Origin of the sequence: Pseudomonas sp. R4-39-08 (assembly GCF_003852275.1) — a bacterium.
Taxonomy (GTDB): Bacteria; Pseudomonadota; Gammaproteobacteria; order Pseudomonadales; family Pseudomonadaceae; genus Aquipseudomonas.
In genome coordinates this window covers 3078630-3097980 of the sequence record NZ_CP027733.1, presented here as the reverse complement: position 1 = coordinate 3097980, position 19351 = coordinate 3078630, and the positions used below count along the sequence as shown (strand labels likewise).

At 60.9% G+C, this 19351-nt stretch carries 26 protein-coding genes; 10 read left to right on the top strand and 16 right to left on the bottom strand.

The window, feature by feature from the left end:
- Positions 1-109: 109 nt before the first annotated feature.
- On the bottom strand, positions 110-637 hold the full coding sequence (locus C4J88_RS14130) for a DinB family protein (protein ID WP_124407284.1): 528 nt from the start codon (positions 635-637) through the stop codon (positions 110-112).
- Between the two features lie 125 nt (positions 638-762).
- Here C4J88_RS14130 and C4J88_RS14125 point away from each other — a divergent pair, with 125 nt between their 5' ends.
- The gene (locus C4J88_RS14125; RefSeq protein WP_124407283.1) at positions 763-1455 is read left to right on the top strand and encodes a tellurite resistance TerB family protein; all 693 of its coding nucleotides are present in this window, start codon (positions 763-765) and stop codon (positions 1453-1455) included.
- 25 nt (positions 1456-1480) lie between these two features.
- Here C4J88_RS14125 and C4J88_RS14120 read toward each other — a convergent pair whose 3' ends face one another.
- The 3 genes from C4J88_RS14120 to C4J88_RS14110 all read right to left on the bottom strand — a co-directional run bounded on the left by C4J88_RS14120 (position 1481) and on the right by C4J88_RS14110 (position 3663).
- A complete protein-coding gene (locus C4J88_RS14120) occupies positions 1481-2092 on the bottom strand; it encodes a LysE family transporter (protein ID WP_124370808.1) in 612 nt (203 codons plus the stop codon).
- Between the two features lie 67 nt (positions 2093-2159).
- On the bottom strand, positions 2160-3443 hold the full coding sequence (locus C4J88_RS14115) for an arsenic transporter (RefSeq protein ID WP_124407282.1): 1284 nt from the start codon (positions 3441-3443) through the stop codon (positions 2160-2162).
- A gap of 19 nt (positions 3444-3462) precedes the next feature.
- Positions 3463-3663: a helix-turn-helix transcriptional regulator gene (locus C4J88_RS14110; RefSeq protein ID WP_124407281.1), complete on the bottom strand. Its 201-nt coding sequence runs from the start codon at positions 3661-3663 to the stop codon at positions 3463-3465.
- Positions 3664-4389: 726 nt separating this feature from the next.
- On the opposite strand from C4J88_RS14110, the gene C4J88_RS14100 reads away from it, so the two are divergent.
- The 4 genes from C4J88_RS14100 (at position 4390) to C4J88_RS14085 (ending at position 6206) form a co-directional block, all read left to right on the top strand.
- A complete protein-coding gene (locus C4J88_RS14100) occupies positions 4390-4605 on the top strand; it encodes a hypothetical protein (protein WP_046068240.1) in 216 nt (71 codons plus the stop codon).
- 71 nt (positions 4606-4676) lie between these two features.
- A complete protein-coding gene (locus C4J88_RS14095; protein WP_124407279.1) occupies positions 4677-5372 on the top strand; it encodes an AzlC family ABC transporter permease in 696 nt (231 codons plus the stop codon).
- Positions 5369-5680 carry an AzlD domain-containing protein gene (locus C4J88_RS14090; protein WP_124362985.1) on the top strand — a complete coding sequence of 104 codons (312 nt, stop codon included), beginning with the start codon at positions 5369-5371 and terminating at the stop codon, positions 5678-5680. Before C4J88_RS14095 ends, C4J88_RS14090 begins: the two co-directional genes overlap by 4 nt.
- A gap of 172 nt (positions 5681-5852) precedes the next feature.
- Positions 5853-6206 (top strand): hypothetical protein, encoded by a 354-nt coding sequence (locus tag C4J88_RS14085; protein ID WP_124362984.1) that lies wholly within the window; start codon positions 5853-5855, stop codon positions 6204-6206.
- A 121-nt stretch (positions 6207-6327) separates the two neighbouring features.
- Here the strand turns inward: C4J88_RS14085 and C4J88_RS14080 are convergent, their stop codons facing one another.
- From C4J88_RS14080 to C4J88_RS14040, 10 genes are all read right to left on the bottom strand, one after another.
- Positions 6328-7032 carry a YoaK family protein gene (locus C4J88_RS14080; RefSeq protein WP_124407278.1) on the bottom strand — a complete coding sequence of 235 codons (705 nt, stop codon included), beginning with the start codon at positions 7030-7032 and terminating at the stop codon, positions 6328-6330.
- A gap of 64 nt (positions 7033-7096) precedes the next feature.
- A complete protein-coding gene (locus C4J88_RS14075; RefSeq protein ID WP_124407277.1) occupies positions 7097-8731 on the bottom strand; it encodes an ATP-binding cassette domain-containing protein in 1635 nt (544 codons plus the stop codon).
- 125 nt (positions 8732-8856) lie between these two features.
- A complete protein-coding gene (locus C4J88_RS14070; protein ID WP_124367146.1) occupies positions 8857-9906 on the bottom strand; it encodes a DNA topoisomerase IB in 1050 nt (349 codons plus the stop codon).
- A gap of 75 nt (positions 9907-9981) precedes the next feature.
- Positions 9982-11061 (bottom strand): molybdenum ABC transporter ATP-binding protein, encoded by a 1080-nt coding sequence (gene modC, locus C4J88_RS14065; protein WP_124407276.1) that lies wholly within the window; start codon positions 11059-11061, stop codon positions 9982-9984.
- 5 nt (positions 11062-11066) lie between these two features.
- Complete coding sequence (modB, locus tag C4J88_RS14060) at positions 11067-11747, bottom strand: molybdate ABC transporter permease subunit (protein WP_124370801.1); 681 nt, start codon at positions 11745-11747, stop codon at positions 11067-11069.
- Complete coding sequence (gene modA / locus C4J88_RS14055) at positions 11748-12500, bottom strand: molybdate ABC transporter substrate-binding protein (protein ID WP_124407275.1); 753 nt, start codon at positions 12498-12500, stop codon at positions 11748-11750.
- 104 nt (positions 12501-12604) lie between these two features.
- Positions 12605-13663 carry a nitronate monooxygenase family protein gene (locus C4J88_RS14050; protein ID WP_124407274.1) on the bottom strand — a complete coding sequence of 353 codons (1059 nt, stop codon included), beginning with the start codon at positions 13661-13663 and terminating at the stop codon, positions 12605-12607.
- A gap of 133 nt (positions 13664-13796) precedes the next feature.
- Positions 13797-14462, bottom strand: coding sequence for a DNA oxidative demethylase AlkB (gene alkB / locus C4J88_RS14045; protein WP_124407273.1), 666 nt, complete (start codon positions 14460-14462; stop codon positions 13797-13799).
- Between the two features lie 3 nt (positions 14463-14465).
- Positions 14466-14633, bottom strand: a complete 168-nt coding sequence (locus C4J88_RS27415) for a hypothetical protein (protein WP_164487660.1) — start codon at positions 14631-14633, stop codon at positions 14466-14468.
- 25 nt (positions 14634-14658) lie between these two features.
- Positions 14659-14961, bottom strand: a complete 303-nt coding sequence (locus C4J88_RS14040) for a DUF1883 domain-containing protein (protein WP_124362975.1) — start codon at positions 14959-14961, stop codon at positions 14659-14661.
- Between the two features lie 213 nt (positions 14962-15174).
- Here C4J88_RS14040 and C4J88_RS14035 point away from each other — a divergent pair, with 213 nt between their 5' ends.
- From C4J88_RS14035 to C4J88_RS14020, 4 genes are all read left to right on the top strand, one after another.
- The gene (locus tag C4J88_RS14035; protein ID WP_034119649.1) at positions 15175-15525 is read left to right on the top strand and encodes a hypothetical protein; all 351 of its coding nucleotides are present in this window, start codon (positions 15175-15177) and stop codon (positions 15523-15525) included.
- Positions 15526-15713: 188 nt separating this feature from the next.
- Positions 15714-16361 (top strand): c-type cytochrome, encoded by a 648-nt coding sequence (locus tag C4J88_RS14030; protein WP_124407272.1) that lies wholly within the window; start codon positions 15714-15716, stop codon positions 16359-16361.
- Positions 16358-17269, top strand: a complete 912-nt coding sequence (locus C4J88_RS14025) for a c-type cytochrome (RefSeq protein WP_124407271.1) — start codon at positions 16358-16360, stop codon at positions 17267-17269. The genes C4J88_RS14030 and C4J88_RS14025 overlap by 4 nt, the downstream gene beginning before the upstream one ends.
- Positions 17270-17343: 74 nt before the next feature.
- Positions 17344-17574, top strand: coding sequence for a hypothetical protein (locus C4J88_RS14020; RefSeq protein ID WP_124367139.1), 231 nt, complete (start codon positions 17344-17346; stop codon positions 17572-17574).
- Between the two features lie 9 nt (positions 17575-17583).
- Here the strand turns inward: C4J88_RS14020 and C4J88_RS14015 are convergent, their stop codons facing one another.
- Positions 17584-17865 (bottom strand): hypothetical protein, encoded by a 282-nt coding sequence (locus C4J88_RS14015; protein WP_124362970.1) that lies wholly within the window; start codon positions 17863-17865, stop codon positions 17584-17586.
- 143 nt (positions 17866-18008) lie between these two features.
- The gene (locus C4J88_RS14010) at positions 18009-18194 is read right to left on the bottom strand and encodes a hypothetical protein (protein ID WP_003173828.1); all 186 of its coding nucleotides are present in this window, start codon (positions 18192-18194) and stop codon (positions 18009-18011) included.
- Between the two features lie 299 nt (positions 18195-18493).
- On the opposite strand from C4J88_RS14010, the gene galU reads away from it, so the two are divergent.
- Entirely contained in the window at positions 18494-19333 is an 840-nt protein-coding gene (gene galU / locus C4J88_RS14005) for a UTP--glucose-1-phosphate uridylyltransferase GalU (RefSeq protein WP_003173830.1), read from the top strand.
- Positions 19334-19351: the final 18 nt, after the last annotated feature.

Genomic DNA, 19351 nt, shown 5'->3' with positions numbered 1-19351 from the left:
GCTTCGACGCAACCTCGATGCACGCTTTCCTGCACAAACAGTTATCCGAAAAAACCTGCCAGATCAGTGATCTACAAGAAAAACACGATGGGCAAGATCAATGCCGCTCTCAGTCGAACAACGCCAGTAGATCAGTATCGCCCACATCCACCCCGGCCTGACTCAACAGCGTGGTCACCTGGCCGCGATGGTGGGTCTGGTGGTTGAAAAAATGCATCAGCAGGCCGAAGAACGGTTTCTCAGCCGCTGCACCGCGCATGGTGTGGTAGCGCAAACGCTGGTCCAGGTCGGTTTCCTGCAGGCTGTCGGCCCAATTGAGGATCAGTTGATCCAGCCAGGCACGCTGGGCCGAGAGTTCGCTTATGTCTGCGAACGCCAGCTGCCTCAGGTCGACGGGTGTGGCGATGGCGCTCAGGGGTAGCAACGCGGAAAAGCCTGCCGGGTGCTCGGCAAAGCGCTTGAGCCAGACCGTATCGCCCAGCACCAGGTGATTCAGGGTGCCGAGGATCGAGCCGAAAAACGCTTGTCGGTCCGCAACCAACGCCGCGTCTGTCAGCTTGCCGGCGGCTTCGTAGACCTTGCGATTCATCCATTGGTTGTAGCTGGCCATCAACCTGGTGTGCTCAATGCGGTTCACCGATGCGTCCTCTCGAATGGCGGAGTGGCGCCATCATAAAGCTTGCCCGCCCGGCGGTCATGGTGTTCCATCGGGGGCGGACTAAGGTTGATTTAACGCCACTATGCGCCCTGGAGGGCGACACCATGAATACCAGCGATCTACTGGAACAACTGTTGCGCGGCGCAGGGCAGGGCGGGGCTTCTTCGGGCGGCGGGTTGGGCGGTCTGCTTGGCGGTCTGCTCAAAGGCACCAGCGCCGGCAATGCTTCGGCCGGCGGCGGCCTGGGTGGACTATTGGGTGGGCTGGGAGGCATGTTGGGCGGTGGCGCGGCAACGCGCCCGGCGCAAGGGCGCGCCGGTGGTATGAACTATGCCGCGTTGGCTTCTCTCGGGATGATGGCCTACAAGGCGTATCAGGCCTGGCAGAGCCAACAGGCGAGCCAGCCGCAGCAGGCCTTTCAGACGGCCGATCAGCTGTCGGGCGCGCAAATCGAAGCGCACAGCCACGCCGTGTTGCGCGCACTGATCGCTGCCGCAAAGGCCGATGGCCGGATCGATGCGAAAGAGCAGCAGTTGATCTCCGATGAGCTGGGCAAGCATACCGATGACCCGCAATTGCAGGAGTGGTTCGACGCTGAAGTCGCCAAGCCTCTGGATGCGGCGGATTTCGCCGAGTTCGCCAGCGACCCGGCGCTTGCGGCCGAGGTGTATCTGGCCAGCGTCATGTTGGTGGATTACCAGCAGGACGCGGAGCGCAATTACCTCGACGATTTAGCCGCTCAGTTGCAAATCGATGCGCAGTTGCAAGTGCAGCTGGAGCGGCAGACCAAGGCCTGAAACCTCACCGTCGCGCCCCGGCCTGTTAAATACCCTGCGCCGCGAGAATGGCCAGATAAATCAATACCAGGCCACAGGCGCCATAGCTGATGCGTTGCCAAGTTGGCGAAGCATTCTTGCGCAGCACGTTGACCAGCGCGGCAGTCAGAAAGCATGACAGCACCGACGCCAGCATGAAGCCGGCAAAAAACATCAGCGTTTGCCCATGGCTCGGGGTGGTGCCGACGATGCCCGACAACGCGCTGCCCAGGGCGCCCCAGTAAACGATGTTCTTCGGATTGGCCAGGGAGATCGCTGCGCCCACTGCCAGGGCGTTTTTCCCGGAGCTGGCGGGTGCACCCTCGACGTGCGGTAACTGCCACGCATCCATCAGGCTGCGAATGCCCAGCCAGGCCAGGTAGAGCGCGCAGACCACCGTCAGCGGCACGCGCACCGCGTCATGCTGGATCAGCAGCGCGATGCCGGTCAGCCCGATCACCGCCCAGACCGCATCGCCCACCAACGAGCCAATCTGCACCAACAGGGCCGGTGTGAAACCGTAGAGCAAGCCACGGCGCAGGGTTTCAGCGAGCACCGCGCCGGGAGACAGACAAAACACAAAACCGAAAACCAGCGCATAGAAAAAGATCGTCAGCATGCCCGCGTCCTTTCGAGAAAGTGCGAGAGCATACGTCAGTGTCGAGATGAATGAACACCGCGTCCCTTTACAAACTCAGGCGCAAGGCCAGGGCGGCAAGGGTGATCAAAAGCACCGGCACGGTCAGCACAATCCCGACCTTGAAGTAGTAACCCCAGGTGATGGTGATGCCCTTGCGTGCCAGGATATGCAGCCACAGCAAGGTCGCCAGGCTGCCGATAGGAGTGATTTTCGGGCCCAGGTCGCTGCCGATCACGTTGGCGTAGATCATCGCGTCCTTGACCACGCCCACGGCATGGCTCGACTCGATGGACAGCGCGCCGATCAACACCGTTGGCAGGTTGTTCATTGCCGAGGACAACAGTGCGGTGAGCACGCCGGTGCCCATGGCCGCGCCCCACACGCCGTAGCTGGCGAAGGTGTCGAGCCAGGTGGCCAGGTAGTCGGTCAGGCCGGCGTTACGCAAGCCATAGACCACCAGGTACATCCCCAGGGAAAAGACCACGATCTGCCACGGTGCGTCTTTCAGCACCTTGCGTGTAGAGATCCTGTGGCCCTTGGCAGCAATCACCAGCAACAGCACGGCGCACACCGCAGAAATCGCGCTGATGGGAATGCCCAGCGGTTCCAGCGCGAAGCAGCCCACCAGCAAAATACCCAGCACCCACCAGCCGGCGCGAAAGGTCGCACGGTCGTGAATGGCACTGGCGGGTTGTTCCAGGTCGGCGGGGTCGTAAGACTGCGGAATATCGCGACGGAAAAACCATAGCAGCACCGCCAGGGTCGCGGCGACGCTGACCAGGTTCACCGGCACCATCACGGCAGCATATTCGTTGAAGCCGATCTTGAAATAGTCCGCCGAGACGATATTCACCAGGTTCGACACCACCAGCGGCAGGCTTGCCGTGTCGGCGATAAAGCCCGCACCCATGACGAATGCCAGCGTCGCCGCTGGCGAAAAACGCAGGGCCAACAGCATCGACATCACAATCGGGGTGAGGATCAACGCAGCGCCGTCATTGGCGAACAATGCCGACACCAGTGCGCCCAGCAGCACCATATAGGCAAACAATCGCCGGCCCCGGCCACGCCCCCAGCGCGCCACATGCAGCGCGGTCCAGGCAAAGAACCCGGCTTCATCCAGCAACAGGCTGATGATGATCAACGCGACAAAGGTGCCGGTGGCATTCCAGATGATGTGCCACACCACCGGAATATCCGCCAGGCTGATCACCCCGCAGGCCAGGGCCAGGATCGCGCCCAGGGAGGCGCTCCAGCCGACGCCCAGGCCCCTGGGCTGCCAGATGACCAGCACGATGGTGAAGATGAAAATAGCAATTGCGACAAGCATGAATAAACGCTCCGATGGCTCAGCAAGTGCTGGCCTGTTGTGGTCTGTCGCCCATTGCATCCAGACGCCGCGCGTCGTTTTGCAACCCTGGCGGGCTGTCATCCAAGGCATGGATCAGTTCGTCCACGTAAAGTTCGCGTTTGCGCAGGATCAATCGCATCAGCTGTGCTCGGGTGGCGTTGGCCAGGCATTTAAACAGGGTCGGGGCCGATCTATCCATGGCGTTTGCATATCTGCGGCTTCGCACAGGCGGCGTAGGTATCTACACAACGTTGTAGCAGCCAACCGTTACCACGATGCGAAGCGAGCCGTTCTTGATCTTGCTCTTGATCCTGCTCTTGATCTGAGGCGCCCCGTTAAACCACGCTGGCCGGAATCCGATAGTGATTTGGGGGGTAAACCGGCAGGGATGCCGGTTTAGCCGCCCCGCGCCATGGATGGCGCGTGGCGGCGGCCCCCCAAATCACTGTCGGATTACGGGCACACCGAGCCTAAGCGAGGTGCCGAGTGGTGGGGCAAGAGCCCTTTGGTTACTTTGGGGCTCTTTTCCAAAGTGACCCGCCGTCAGGGCGGAACCCTAAGCCGCCGTTACCGCAGCAACGGATATGTACTCGCTCTGATCCAGCATCTCGGTCGGCTGTCAGGCCGCCATCGGGGGCAAGTCGAATCGTCGCACCGCCCCTCCCACATTTTGGTCGCGGGGCGTCAGTTTAGGCATTCGTCGCCTGCCGAGACGTCACGGGAGCAAGCTCCCTGGCCACGCGTTCAGGGTCACGCCAAAGTTATGTAGATATCCGTGCTCAGGAGGATAAGCCTCAATGTAAGCCAAATCCTGATTTCGTTTGACGTGGATCAACTGCCTCCTAATCAGCCACAAGTGATTGAAATTAAACTGAAACACGAATGTCCTAAAGTGCCGCCCATTGCTGATGAAGGAAGAGACCGCGTGACCCGAGCCACTCGTAACCTGCGCAAGACCCTGGATTCCGTTGCGGAAAATAACGAAACCGCCGCGTTCGACCTGATGCGTGCCGTCGAAAAACTCGGCGATGAGGTGCTGCGCCAGCGCCTGCTCAACACCATTCACCGGTTGAACCAGGATGCCTACGAACTGCGCGAAGCGCGCGACTCGGTGGAGCTGGTGTCGGTAAAGCTCGCCTGAGCAAGATCGTTCAAGACAAGTGCCTGGGCGCGCTGGCATGCTTGCCGACTGTTTGTCGATGAGCCCCTCCCATGCCTACTGCCCTCCCTCATGACGCGTTCACGCGTGGCGCAATCGCTGTTATTCCGTTATCCCTGGCCTGTGCCCCCTGGGGCTTGCTCGCCGGCTCAATGGCAATCGATGCGCAGTTCACCCCGCTGCAAGCCCAAGGGTTGTCCGCCATCGTGTTCGCCGGTGCCGCTCAGTTGGTGGCGATCGGCATGGTCAAAAGCGGCGCGAGCCTGATCTCCATCGTGCTGACCACCTTGCTGCTGACCTCCCAGCACTTGCTCTACGGCATGCACATGCGCCCGACGCTGTCCTCGCTCAACACCCGCTGGCGCATGAGCCTGGGCTTTCTGTTGACCGACGAGTTCTTTGCCCTGGTCAACCACTATGACCGCCAGACCTTCAATCGCTGGCATGCCCTGGGTGTCGGCCTGACGTTCTATATCATCTGGAACCTGTTCACTTTGGCCGGCATCGTCCTGGGCAAAAGCATTCCCGGGCTGGACCAGTTGGGGCTGGAGTTTTCGATTGCCGCAACCTTTATCGCCCTGATCACGCCGGTCGTGCGCGACGTGCCGACGGTGGTCTGCGTTGCCGTCTCGCTGTTGTGCTCGGTGTGGCTGAGTTACCTGCACTGGGAATCAGCGGTGGTGGTCTCGGGGGTGTTGGGAATGAGCGCCGGGTTCGCCTGCAAGCGCCTGGGAGTCGGCCAGCGATGATCTACCTGATGATTGTGGCGATGGGGTTGGTGGTGTTTTTCAATCGCTACCTGTTTATCGAACCGCGCCTGCCGGTGCGGCTGAACCGGGGGGCGCGTGAGTTCCTCGGGTTCGCCGTGCCGGGCATGCTCACCGCGATTTGCGGGCCGATTATTTTCATCAAAGACCACCAGCTCAACCTGAGCCCGAGCAACCCCTATTTGCTGGCTGGGATCTGCGCCGTGGCGCTGATGATTTGGACGCGCAGCGTGCTGATCACGGTGTTGTCGAGCATGGTGTTGTTCTATCTGTTGCGCTGGTGGTTGTGAGCCGCAGGCGAAAAAAAGCCCGCGGGAGGGCGGGCAGAAGGAGGACTTCTTGAAAATGAGCCTGGCCACTATAAGCGCCCGGTTTTGCCTGCACAGTGAAACAAAATTCATGGGCGCGTCAGTTGGCGGCGGCGCAATGGTAGAGTCACGGTTTTTCCAGGGAAGCACGAGCATGCATAAAGCGGTGATAGGCGCATTGGTACTGGCAGCACTGGCCGGTTGCGCGGGTTCGAAGATGAAAGAGGCGCGCGCGGGCAGCCCTTACAAGACCATGGCCTCGGACAAGGCCACCCTGGTGGTCGCCCAATGCATCCAGTACGGCTGGCAGGACGAAAGCGTGTTTGGCGTCGACGCCGGCGGTTTCAAGGAAGCCACCGAGGCCGGGGGGTTCACGGTGTACACCACCGGCGGAGACTATTTTGTGGATGTGCTGAGCACGGGCGCAGGTTCTACCGTCAAGTATTACGCCGCAGAAGACACGATGCCCGCCAAACGCCGTTTGGCCGCACTCGCCACTTGTCTTTAATACCTTGCCTTGGTCATATTTGGCCTATTATTCACCCGCTCGCCCGACGTAATGGCTCTTTACCGGTACACGGATGTCGAGGCTTAAACGTCGGGCGGGCACCTCCTTTCGGGGCCACTGTTCAGCGTGGCATGAAGCCCAACTGCCAGCGTCGCGGAATCGCCAGGGTCGCCAGGCCCAATAGCCCCGCCAACGCACCGCTGACCCACAGGGCGCGCAGGCCGATCTGCTGCTCCAGCAGCGCGCCGATCACGGCGCCGATAAACATCCCCGCCCAAGGTATCAGCTGCATGCGCCAGCCATTGCGGCGCTCGCCCAACAACCAGCGGCCCAGCCCGCGACCGAAACGCGACAGCGCCCCCGTGACATAGGTGAGCCCTACCGGCACCCCGTTCACCTGCTCGACGGCCGCGTTGAGCATGCCCATGGCGATGATCGCCGCTAACAGGGCGGGCAGGGTCTCGGCCCATGGCAGCAGCGCCGCGCCGCAGAGCAGCGCGCCGATGTTCAGCAACAAGGGCAGCGCGCGACGCTTGCTTACGCGGCTGACAACCACGCCCAAGGCATTGCCGACGATGAAGGTGGCAACCAGCAACAGCAACCGCCCGGTAAGGCCAAGGTCACCCGCACTGATCGCAACCGCCAGGCGCGTGGTGTTGCCGCTCATGAACGAGACAAAGTCGCCGCTGGCCATGAAACCAATGGCATCGGTCATGCCTGCCAGTACCGACAGACCGGCCACCAGCATCAAGCCCACACGCCCACGCCAGCGCTGTCGATGGGCGAGCGCGGCGTTGGTGTAAGGCTTGGCGGGCGAAGGCAGCATAGGGCTTTCCAGTGAAGTTATTCGGCCACTACCCTAGGGCGCTTTGCGTGTGCGCGCAATCACCTCACACCGGCTCCAGGCGCCAGCCCGTGCTATGCCAGCTCAAGTAATGGCTGGGCTCGGTCGCCTGCAGGAAGGCTTCATCGTGGGACACCACCAGCAATGCCCCGGTAAAACCTTTCAAGGCCTGTTCAAAGGCAATCACCGTCTCCAGGTCGAGGTGGTTGGTCGGCTCATCCAACAGCAACAGTTGCGCCGGCACGCCGCGCCACAAAGCGATCGCCATCGCCGCTTTCAACCGCTCGCCACCGCTGAGTTGGCCTGCCGGCTGGGTCACCCGCGAGGCATCCAGTTGCAGCAAGGCCAGGCGCGTGCGCAGTTCGGCTTCGACCAGCGGCGTGTCGAGCAGGTTGAGCTGTTCGACGACAGTGCGCTGGTCATCCAGCAGCGTCAGGTGCTGGTCGATATACGCGCAGGGCAGCGCCACCGTGCACGTCCCACTGAGCGCTTGCCATTGCCCGGCAAGCAGCTTGAGCAGGGTGGATTTGCCGCAACCGTTCGGTCCGCGCACGGCCACCCGCATGGGGCCGGTCAGGTCAAGCGTCAGAAAGGTGGAAGGAGCCTGCGGATCCAGCCAAGGCAACTGTGCCTGTTGCAGGCTCAGAACCTGGCGGCCGTTGGGCACCGCCGCACCCGGCAAGGCCAGTAAGGTCGGCGTCTCATCCACCACGCGCTCATAGGCGTGGCGCACCTGCGCGTCGAGGGTGTGTTTGTGATCATGATGGGCGCCGCCCAGGGTGCTGACGATTTGCGTGGCCGCGCTTTTCCATCGCGCCTTGGTAAACCGGTCGACGTTGGCGGTCACTGCATATTGGCGTGCACGCGCCGCATTGCGCTGCAGGTTGTCATGGTCTTTTTGCAAGCGTCGGCGTTCGCGGCTGCGCTGTTCGCGGGCGTGTTCCCACGCCGCGTTAGCCGCCTGCCGTTGTGTGTCGCGTTGCTGAAGATAGGCATCGTAGTTGCCGCCATACACCTGCGCACCCAGGGGCGACAGTTCGATGATCCGGCCCATGGTGTTGAGCAGTTGGTGATCATGGCTGACCACCACCAGGCCACCGCGCCATTGCGCTAATTGCTGCAGCAGCCAAACGCGCCCAAGGCTGTCGAGGTGGTTGCTGGGTTCGTCGAGGATCAGTAACGGCGGCGCCGCTAACAATGCGCCGATCAGCGCCACCTTGGCCAATTGGCCACCACTGAGCCGGTCGGCCCGGGAAGTCGCGCTGAGCGAGGGCAGCCCCGCCGTATCCAGGGCCACGCGCAGGCGTTCGGCGAGGTCCCAGCGATCATCGATCCGTTCAAGATCACCGGCCACGCCTGTGCCCTGGGCCATGCGTGCAAGGGCGGCCAGGCACTGGGCGGTGCCGGTGATATCGGCGACGGTCGCACCCGGTCGCACCACCACGGTCTGGGGCACGTAAGCCACCTGGGCCGGTGCGTTCAGCGTACCGGAGGAGGGTTGCAGGATGCCGGCGATCAGTTGCGCGAGGATACTTTTACCGCGCCCGTTGCGGCCGACAATGCCGGTCGGCGTGTGGTCGATGGACAAGGTGAGGTCTTCCAGCAAGGTTTCGCCATTGGCGAACTGGAAAGACAGATGTTGCAGGGAAACCAGTACGGGCAGCCGGTTGACGTGAGTCATCAGCACCTCCAGGAAAATGTCGAACAGGCCAACAAGCGCGCCAGGCGGGCTTGTTGCAGATACATTTTGGAAGGCTTAGTTGTTCACGTCGGCGATCGTCCCGCGAGTCAGAAGGGAGGCAGAGGCTAACCCGCCTTGGCTTGCCCGGGCAAGTCGGCGGCCAGTTGCTCAAGGAACATGGCCAGGGCGACTTCTTCGGCTTTCAGCCCCTTGCGCACCCGTGGCTTGGGCAGTTTCGACAACTCACCCAGGCTGAAATGCTCCAGCACCGCCGGGTGGATATAGCACTTGCGACACACCGCCGGCGTATTCCCCAACTGCCGGGCGACGTCCTTGACCATGGTCACCACGTGCCGTTTGGCATCGGACTCCGGTTGCCACGCCAACTCGCGCAACACCGCCAGCGCCATGGCCGTGCCGGCCCAGGTGCGGTAGTCCTTGGCGGTGAAATCTTCGCCGGTCAGGCTATGCAGGTAAGCATTGACGTCCTGGGAGCTGACGGTATGGCGCTGACCGTCCTCGTCCAGGTATTGGAACAGGTTCTGCCCCGGCAACTCCATGCACCGCTTGACCACGCTGGCCAGGCGCCGGTCCTTGACGCTGATCTGATGCTCCACGCCGCTTTTGCCGCGAAACTGGAATTTTATCTCGCTGCCCTTGATGTCCACATGGCGGTTGCGCAGGGTGGTCAGGCCGTAGGATTTATTGTCACGGGCGTACTGGGTATTGCCGACACGGATCAGCGTGGCATCGAGCAGCATCACCACCGTGGCCAGCACCTTTTCGCGGGTGAAACCGGGTTCGGCGATCTGGGCTTCCAACTGTTTGCGCAACTTGGGCAGGGCGTTGCCGAATGCCTGCAGCCGCGCGTACTTGTCGCTGTCGCGCACTTCGCGCCAACGCGTGTGGTAACGGTACTGCTTGCGGCCACGGGCGTCGCGGCCGGTGGCTTGCAGGTGCCCCTGCGGGTCGGCGCAGATCCACACATCGGTGTAGGCGGGCGGTACCGCCAGGGCATTCAGGCGCTTGATCTCATCGGCATCGGTGATGCGCTCGCCGTCGGGGCCGAAATACTGAAACTTGCCACGCAGTTTTTTGCGGCGGATGCCGGGTTGGGTGTCGTCAACGTAATGCAGGTCGCGGGGCAGAGCGACGGGCGGCGAAGAGTCGGGCATGGTGCAGGTTCCTTGGCAATGGATCAGGCCGGTATGTCTGATTGACCGCGTCGCCCTGCGGTCGTGCCAAATGGTTTAGGCCAGCACCGCCACCGCCTTGATTTGCGCCCACAGCGCCTGGCCCTGCTGCACTTGTAGCTGATCCCGCGAGAACCGCGTGATGCGCGCCAGCAACGGCGTGCCACCGGCATCCAGGCGTACCAGTACATGGGCGCTGTTATCCGCGGCGACGTCCTGGATGACCGTCACCGGCAGGCGATTGAGGATGCTGCTGTGTGCCTGCGCCTGGTGGCTGAGGCTGACGTCCCGCGCCTGAATTTTTACCCGCAGCTGTTTACCCACGGCCATCGGCGTGTGGGCCACGCGTATCTGCAGCGGGCAATCGGGCAATTGCAGGGTGAGCAACTGATAGTGATCGTCGTAGGCAATCACGCTGCCCGTGACCACCACACCGGCATCGTCGCCCCGTGCCAGGGGCAGATCGAGCCGCGCCAGGGTTTCGCCGATGGCCCCGCTGGCCAGGACCTTGCCGTCGCCGAGCAGGACAAGGTGGTCGGCCAGCCGCGCCACTTCGTCCTGGGCATGGCTGACGTACAGCACCGGGATATCCAGTTCGTCGTGCAGGCGTTCGAGATAGGGCAGGATTTCATTTTTGCGCTGGCTGTCGAGGGCCGCCAGGGGCTCATCCATCAGCAGCAATCGGGGGCTGGTGAGCAACGCACGGGCGATGCCGACGCGCTGGCGCTCACCGCCGGACAGATGCTGCGGATTGCGCTCAAGCAGGTGCGCGATGCCCAGCAACTCAGTGGCGTGGGCCATCTCCACACGCCGCTGCAAACGCGGGATGCGCTTGAGGCCGAACGCCAGGTTGGCCCGTACCGACAGATGAGGGAACAGGCTCGCCTCCTGGAAGACATAACCCAAGGCGCGTTTATGCGGCGCCATGAACCGGCCGTTACGGCTGTCTTGCCAGACCTCATCGTTGATCTGCACAAATCCGTCTTCGGCGCGCTCCAGGCCAGCGATACAGCGCAGGCAGGTGGTTTTGCCGGAGCCCGATGGGCCGTACAGGGCGGTCACGCCACGGCCGGGCAGTTGCAGCTCCACGTCCAGTGCGAAGCCGGAGTATTTCAAGTGCAGACGTACTTCAATCATCGCGCTCAACTCCAGCCCATGTTGGTTTTACGGCTGGAGTAGAGCGCCAGCAGCACGAGGAATGCGAACACCACCATCGCGCCGGCCAGCCAATGGGCCTGGGCATATTCCATGGCTTCGACGTGGTCGTAGATCTGCACCGAAACCACCCGGGTCTTGTCCGGAATATTGCCGCCGATCATCAGCACCACGCCGAACTCGCCGACGGTGTGGGCGAAGCCGAGAATCGACGCCGTAATGAAGCCCGGGCGTGCCAGCGGCAGGATGACTGTGAAAAAAGTGTCCCAAGGACCGGCGCGCAAGGTCGCGGCCACTTCCAGCGGGCGCGTGCCGATGGCTGAGAACGCGTTCTGCAACGGTTGCACGACGAAGGGCATGGAGTAGATCACCGACCCTATCACCAGCCCGGCAAAGCTGAAAGTCAGGGTGCCCAGGCCGAGCCACTGGGTGAACTGGCCGAAGTAGCCATGGGGCCCCATGGACAACAGCAGGTAAAAGCCGATGACCGTCGGCGGCAACACCAATGGCAACGCAACCACGGCCCCCACCGGGCCGCGCCACCAGGAACGGGTGCGCGACAGCCACAGGGCAATCGGCGTACCGATCACCAACAGGATCACAGTGGTCAGCGACGCCAGTTTGACCGTCAACCAGATCGCGGAAAAATCGGCGCTCGTCAGCGGCATTTACAGTGCGTAACCGTAGGACTTGATCACCGCAGCGGCCTTCGGCCCTTTCAGGTAGTCAACCAGTGCCTTGGCGGCAGCACTGTCCTTGCCTTTATTGAGGATTACGGCGTCTTGTTTGATCGGGTCATGCAAGGACGACGGCACGATCCAAGCCGAGCCGCTGGACACCTTGCCGTCCTTATAGATCTGCGACAACGCCACAAAGCCCAACTCGGCGTTACCCGTGGAGACGAATTGATAGGCCTGGGTGATGTTCTGGCCTTCGACGAGCTTGTCCTTGACCTTGTCGGTCAAGCCTTCCCTGGCCAGCACCTGGGTGGCTGCCAGGCCGTAGGGCGCGGCTTTAGGGTTGGCAATGGACAGGTGCTTGAATGCATTCTGTTTGAGCACGTCGCCATTGGCATCCACGTAGCCTTCTTTGGCCGACCACAGGGCCAAGGTGCCGACCGCGTAGGTAAAGCGCGAACCCTTGACGGTATCGCCTTCGGCCTCGAGTTTTTGCGGAGTAGCGTCGTCGGCACTGAGGAACACTTCGAACGGCGCGCCGTTCTTAATCTGGGTATAGAACTGCCCGGTCGCCCCGTAGGCCGCGATCAGCGTGTGACCGGTGTCTTTTTCGAAGTCGGCGGCAATGGCCTGGATCGGCGCGGTAAAGTTCGCGGCCACGGCGACTTGGACCTCATCGGCATGGGCCGAGCCCAAGGCAAAGGCGGCAAGCAGGGGGGCCAGGCGTGAGGCGCGGAACATCATGAAGCAACTCCTTGAGGGATACGGGCGATTAACGCTATGTAGGGGAATATATAGCGGTTGCCTGCTGCCGGTACAGTGCCGCGTTGCTCAAGGCGCCAAGGTTGCTATTGCAGTTTGGCCAAGGTGTGCTCTGCCAGATGGCGGGTCAGGTCATAGGTGGAGCGCTCATTACCCAGACGCAAGGCCTGGCCTGCCCACAGGTTGCTGAAGCCGGCTTCGTCCTTGGCCTTGAGCGGCATCAACGCGCCACCGGCCCGTGGAAACGCCGGCGCAGCGGGGTTGATCGCACCCAGCTCACGCATCACCCGATTGACAATGCCCCGCGCCGGACGCCCGGTGAACAGATTGGTGAGGGCTGTTTCGCTGGCCTGGGCGTGTCGCAACGCATGGTGATGGGCAGCGCTGACGCTGGCTTCCGGGGTGAACAGATACGCCGTGCCGACCTGCACCGCCGAGGCGCCCAAGGCAAAGGCCGCGACTATCCCGCGCGAGTCGGCGATACCACCGGCCGCGATCACCGGCACGCTGACGGCGTCGACGATTTGCGGCAGCAGCGCCATCAAGCCGATCTGGCTGTTGAGGTCGTCGCTGAGAAACATCCCACGGTGCCCACCGGCTTCAATGCCCATTGCAATCACTGCGTCACAACCGTTTTCTTCCAGCCAGACCGCTTCCTCCATCGTTGTAGCCGATGACAACACCTTGGCGCCGGTGGCTTTTACCCGGGCCAGCAAGGATTTTTCCGGCAGACCAAAATGAAAACTGACGACTTCAGGGCGGAAGGTTTCAATCACTTCACATGCCGCTTCGTTGAAGGGCGCACGATTGGATACCGGAGTCGGCGCATCAAAATCGGCGCCCAGTTCGCGGTAGTAGGGTTCCAGCAACGCTTTCCAGCGTTGGTCGCGCGCTTCGTCCGCCTCAGGCGCCTGATGGCAGAAAAAGTTGACATTGAGAGGGCGGGTGCCGGCCTGGCGAATGACGGTCAATGCTTCGCGCAGTTGCTCGATGCTCAGTGCCGCCGCAGGCATGGACCCCAGCGCACCGGCCTGACAGGCGGCGATCACCATGGCGGTAGTGGTCGCTCCCGCCATCGGGGCCTGGATGATGGGCAACTCGATGCCCAGCAGATCGATAATGCGCGTGTCTGGCCAGGTGCTCATGGGGTGCGTCTCCAGCTTCAGTAAGGCGTTGCGCTGTTTTAGCAGGCCCCCTGGCGCCCGGCCAGTCTGTTTTATTCACTGGACGGGGGCGGTGCGTTGTGCAGCGGGTTAACGGGCGAAGCTTGCGGTCAAATCAGCCGGCGGTGCGAAAGGTCAGGTTGATGCGTTGCGACCCCATGATCGGGTGCACGCCTTCTCGGACCGGCATCACCCCGTGGTAGCGCAGGCGATCCACGCCGCCCCAGACCACCACATCACCGTGGAACAGCGAAATCTTTTGCGCCTTGTCGCTGCGCTGGTGACCACCGAACAGAAAAATCGCTGGCAGACCGAGGGACACCGAGACCACCGGTGCATCGTAGCGCCGCTCGTTCTTGTCCTGGTGCAGGGACATTTTTGCGCCGGGCACATAACGGTTGATCAGGCAGGCATCCGGTGAGAAATCGGCGAAGCCCGCCGCGTTTGCCGCCGATATCGCCAGTTCGCGCAATGCGTCGGGCATCGCCGGCCAAGGTTGCTGGCTACGCGGATCGAGCGGGCTGTAGCGATAGCCGGACGTGTCGGTGGTCCAGCCCAGCTCGCCGCAACTGCTCAGCGCGGCCGACATGGTAAAGCCGCCGGGCGTGACCATTTGCCGAAACGGCGATTGGGCCAGGACACGCCGCAGCTCAGGCAGTAAACGCTCAATCCAGGGCAGGGCGTAGCCCCCCAGAACGTAAGACGCTTCGCCAATCTGTTCGCGCCTTGCGGGTTGTTGCAAGGCGTCATCGGCGAACAGGTCAGCAGTAGGGCCCGGCATGGCTTACAGCGCCTTGCTCACGTTTATGTCAGTAATTTCGTCGCTTGCCTCGTGGATTTTCGCCAGGGCTTGTTTGGCTTCCCCAACGCTATTGCTGGTCAATTGGGCAAATTCGAAGCGACGTTCGCCGTTGAGCTTGTACTTGATGACGTATTTGGTCGTGGTGGTCACAGCTTTTTTCCTTGCGGTGTTCGGGTCAGCTCAGCTTGGTGCCGGTGCGACGAACGATGCGAATCTTGTGGGATAACGCGGGCTTGCGGGTAACGCTGATGGCGCGGCGCGTCACCACATCAAGGGTAATGTTCCAGAAACCGGTGCTGGGCGCAGTGATTTTTGCCGGGAATGTGTCGAATGCCCCACCGTGGTAGGTATGGCGGCCGCCGTTCTTGAAGCTGCGAAAATTCGCGTCGCTCATGAGACGAATATTACAGGTCTGCGAGCATTCGATGACGACAATGTCTCCCTCGTTGAGGTGCTCACGCTGATGGATAAATTTCATGGGGTGTCTCCAGAAGGGCTTTTTCTGAAAAATCAGAACGATACGTAGGATAAGATGGAGTTTATCAGCCCCAGCGCGTTTATTATCGGGTCGTCGTCGACGACTTCGACAATTTAAAACAGTTATTTACCGAGTTTTCAGAGATAAATCCTACATCGGCGGGAGAAATCTCCTGCGCCCGCTGTCGTAGGGTCTTTATCGGAGGTTTTTAGTATGAAGTGGAGTGTGTTGGTGCTGGCCTTGGCGATAGGTGGCTGTGCTTCGGTTGCAGATATCAAGCAGACCCCACCTACGTTGGTGGTGATTTCCGGGAAAAAGCCGCAGGAATATGCTGCGTGTGTAGTGCGCAAATTGGAGGCGACACGTCGTCCACCGCAGATCGAGCCCCATAAAGATGGTTTTCAAGTGATCGTGCCGCAGAAGTTCTCGGCCGATCCATCGGCGATCTTCGAAATCGAAGACCGCTCCAGCGGCAGCAGCATTAAACTCTACGAAAGCATGTCCAACGTGCCGATTCGGCCGGGCGATGTGAAGAAAGCCGGGGAAGATTGCATTTCCGGTTAAGCCAAGGCGTATCCCCACGCACTGAACCCGATAAAAGCCCCACCCTGTAGGCACGAGCACCTTCGCTCCTACAGGGTGGGGCTTTTTTTTGGCTGTTTCAGGGTGTTGTGACTCCGGATCAATTCCCATACCATCTGTATGGTTATGAAGTTTATGCCTAAGCTTATAACCATAAAGATGGAGCTGTGATGATGTCTCTGGAACGAGCACTGGTGGGAAGCGCGTTATGGCTGCTGTTGGGTAATGCCTACGGGCTCGACGGCAACACAATTTATACCGAGGGCGGTTCGCAGCCCGGCGCGATGCCCTGTGTGGCGTGTCATGGCGCCGATGGGTTGGGGCTTGCGGCGGCAGGTTTCCCCAGGTTGGCGGGATTGCCCGCACAATACGTGCGCAGGCAATTGTCGGACTTTGCCAGTGGGGCGCGAAGTAATCCGGTGATGCAGCCGTTGGCAAAGGCGCTCACTGACGCCGAAATCGCCGCGCTAAGCGAGGCTGTGGCCGCGATGCCAGCCCCTTTGACCGCCAGGATGCCCCGCAGCGAAATGCCTGCCAACCCGATACAGAAACTGGCCCTGCAAGGAGCGTGGGAGCGGCAGATTCCCGCGTGCGTCAGTTGTCACGGCCCTTCCGGTGTCGGTGTGGGGGACGCATTCCCGCCGTTGGCCGGCCAGCCGGCGGCGTACCTGGCCGCGCAATTGAGCGCCTGGCAGAACGGTACACGGCGCGACGATCCCAATGATTTGATGGGGCACATCGCTAAATCCCTGACCCCGGATGAGGTGCAGGGCGTGGCCCAGTACTTCGCCTCATTACCGCTGGAGGCCAAGCCATGAAGGCGCTCATGTTGATGGGGATGTTGATGGCAGTGCCCGCCCATGCCACGCCGATCGCCATGGAAGACCAATCTCAATTGCAGGCCGCTGCGCACCCCAATGCCCCTGCCTTTCTACCCCCTCAGGAAAGCGAACTGCCGGACAATGCCTACGGCAAGCTGGTCAGGCAGGGGTATGGTTTGTTCGTCGACACCAAGCGCCTGGCACCACAGTTTGTAGGCAACGGGCTCAACTGCAGCAACTGCCATCTGGATCAAGGCCGCATGGCCAACTCGGCGCCATTGTGGGGTGCGTACCCGATGTACCCGGCTTATCGCAAGAAGAATGACAAGGTCAATACCTTTGCCGAACGCTTGCAGGGCTGCTTCCAGTTCAGCATGAACGGCGGTACTCCGCCGGCGGCGGACAGTCCCGAAATCACAGCGCTGTCGGTGTATGCCTACTGGCTCTCCAGCAAAGCGCCCTTGGGGGTTGAATTACCCGGGCGCGGCTATCCCGAGGTGGCGCAACCGGCTAAAGGCTACGACCTGGCCCAGGGCGCGCAGGTGTACAACGGGCAATGCGCGGTGTGCCATGGCGCTGAAGGGCAGGGGCAGAAGGTGGGCGAGGGTTATGTCATGCCGCCGTTATGGGGTAAGGATTCCTACAATTGGGGCGCCGGCATGCACCGGATCAACACGGCAGCGTCCTTCATCAAGCACAACATGCCGCTGGGCAAGATCGGCAGCTTGAGCGATCAGCAGGCATGGGATGTCGCGGCGTACATCAACAGCCACGAGCGCCCCCAGGATCCGAGGCTGGTCGAGGGATCGATAGAGAAGACTCGCATCAAGTTTCACGCCAATGATGGCGTCAATCTCTATGGCCAGACGGTAGACGGCGTGTTGATCGGGCAAGGCATCCGGTAAACTGTCGGTTACCGCCTACAAAAATGCCGCTCAAACCCTGGGTCTGAGCGGCATGCCTGCCTGGAACGCCCATTATGAAGCGAGAACACGTCAAAGCCCGCCATGCTGAAGGTCAGATCACGGCGACCCACGTCATCCAGAACCCCGCCGACCTGGGCGAGTGGATCGTCTTTTTCAAGAAGAATGACGGCCGCAGTTACTTCCTGGTGGACGATCAGGATGAGGTCGAGTCATTTCCGCGCCTGGATGACTTGATCGACATCTTGCGCAGCCTGGGGATCAAGTTCGCCGAGGTTCACCTGTAGCGCTACGGCTTACTTGCACACCACCACTACGCTGCGACTTTTGAAATTGCCCACGTCCTTGCCCAGGGTCTGTTCGCTTTCCTTGAGTGACGGGGTGCCGTCCGTGCCGACGATACGGTAGCCGGTGCCTGCGCACGAGGCGTCAGCTTTCTCATAGCAACTGGCCCATGAGTTGGCTTCGCCCGAGCAGTCGATGGTCAAGCCTTGTTCACCATTTTTCAGATAAGTGTCCGACGTGGTGGTGCAGCCGGCCAGCGCCAATACCGCAGTGAGTGCCAGGATTTTGTTCATAGAGAATCGTCTTCGAAGGTGTTGAGGGGAGCGCTGACACTATTGTGGGGCGTTGGCGGAAGATTATAGCGAACTGCCATCTAGGTACAGCCAAACACAAAAAAGCCCCGCTTGGCAGGGCTTTTGATGCAAGGCAGCGCGGCTTATTTGCCTTTTGGCCGCTTGCTCGACGCATGACCTGCTTCATCGACGAACACTTCGGCAACCGCAATCGCCATGCTTTCGGTCTCGAAAACGCCTGCGACGCTGTCGCCATGGAAGTTGATCAGGTGCCAGCCGTCCGCACGTTGGGTGATCAGGTAGCCGTTTACGCCTTTTGGTTCTGACATCTAATTAGCAATCTCGTAAGCTGATTCAAGGGTGCAATGATAGCCGCAAATACGCGGGGTTTGCCCAAGTAATTCAAGCCCGGTGCCCGGTGCCGAAAAGCGTGCTACAAAGGGTGCAGCCTCTGGAAACATCAACACCCAGGCGCCGGTCCGTCTGCCTGTTGAAAGATCAGCGGAACTTACGCCGACATATTTTCTCTATGATGACATCGCGGCGCCAGCAGGACCCATTGTAAGGTGACTGCGGCCTGATTAGACTGCGCCGAATTCCGTACGCACAGCCCTCTGTAAGGACTCATATGATCAAGAAATGCTTGTTCCCAGCAGCCGGTTACGGCACTCGCTTCCTGCCAGCGACCAAAGCCATGCCCAAAGAGATGCTGCCGGTGGTGAACAAGCCACTGATTCAGTACGGCGTCGAAGAGGCACTGGATGCCGGCTTGAATGAAATCTCCATCGTGACCGGCCGTGGCAAGCGCGCGCTGGAAGACCACTTCGACATCAGCTATGAGCTGGAAAACCAGATCAAGGGCACCGACAAGGAAAAATACCTGGTCGGTATCCGCAAGCTGCTCGACGAATGCTCGTTCTCCTACACCCGTCAGACCCAGATGAAAGGCCTCGGCCACGCCATCCTCACCGGTCGCCCGCTGATCGGTGATGAACCGTTCGCCGTGGTACTGGCCGATGACCTGTGCGTGAACCTGGAAGGCGACGGTGTGCTGACCCAAATGGTCAAGCTCTACCAGAAATACCGCTGCACCATCGTCGCGGTGATGGAAGTCAACCCGACAGAAACCAACAAGTACGGCGTGATCGCCGGTGACGACATTGGTGATGGCCTGATCCGCGTGCGTGACATGGTCGAAAAACCTGCGCCGGAAGATGCACCGTCGAACCTGGCGATCATCGGCCGTTACATCCTGACCCCGGACATCTTCAAGCTGATCGAAGAAACCGAGCCAGGCAAAGGCGGCGAGATCCAGATCACTGACGCCCTGCTCAAGCAAGCCAAAGACGGTTGCGTGATTGCCTACAAGTTCAAAGGCCAGCGTTTCGACTGCGGCGGCGCTGAAGGCTACATCGAAGCCACCAACTTCTGCTACGAGCACTTCTACAAGACCGGCAAGGCTTACTGATTTAGCCTTGCCCCTCTG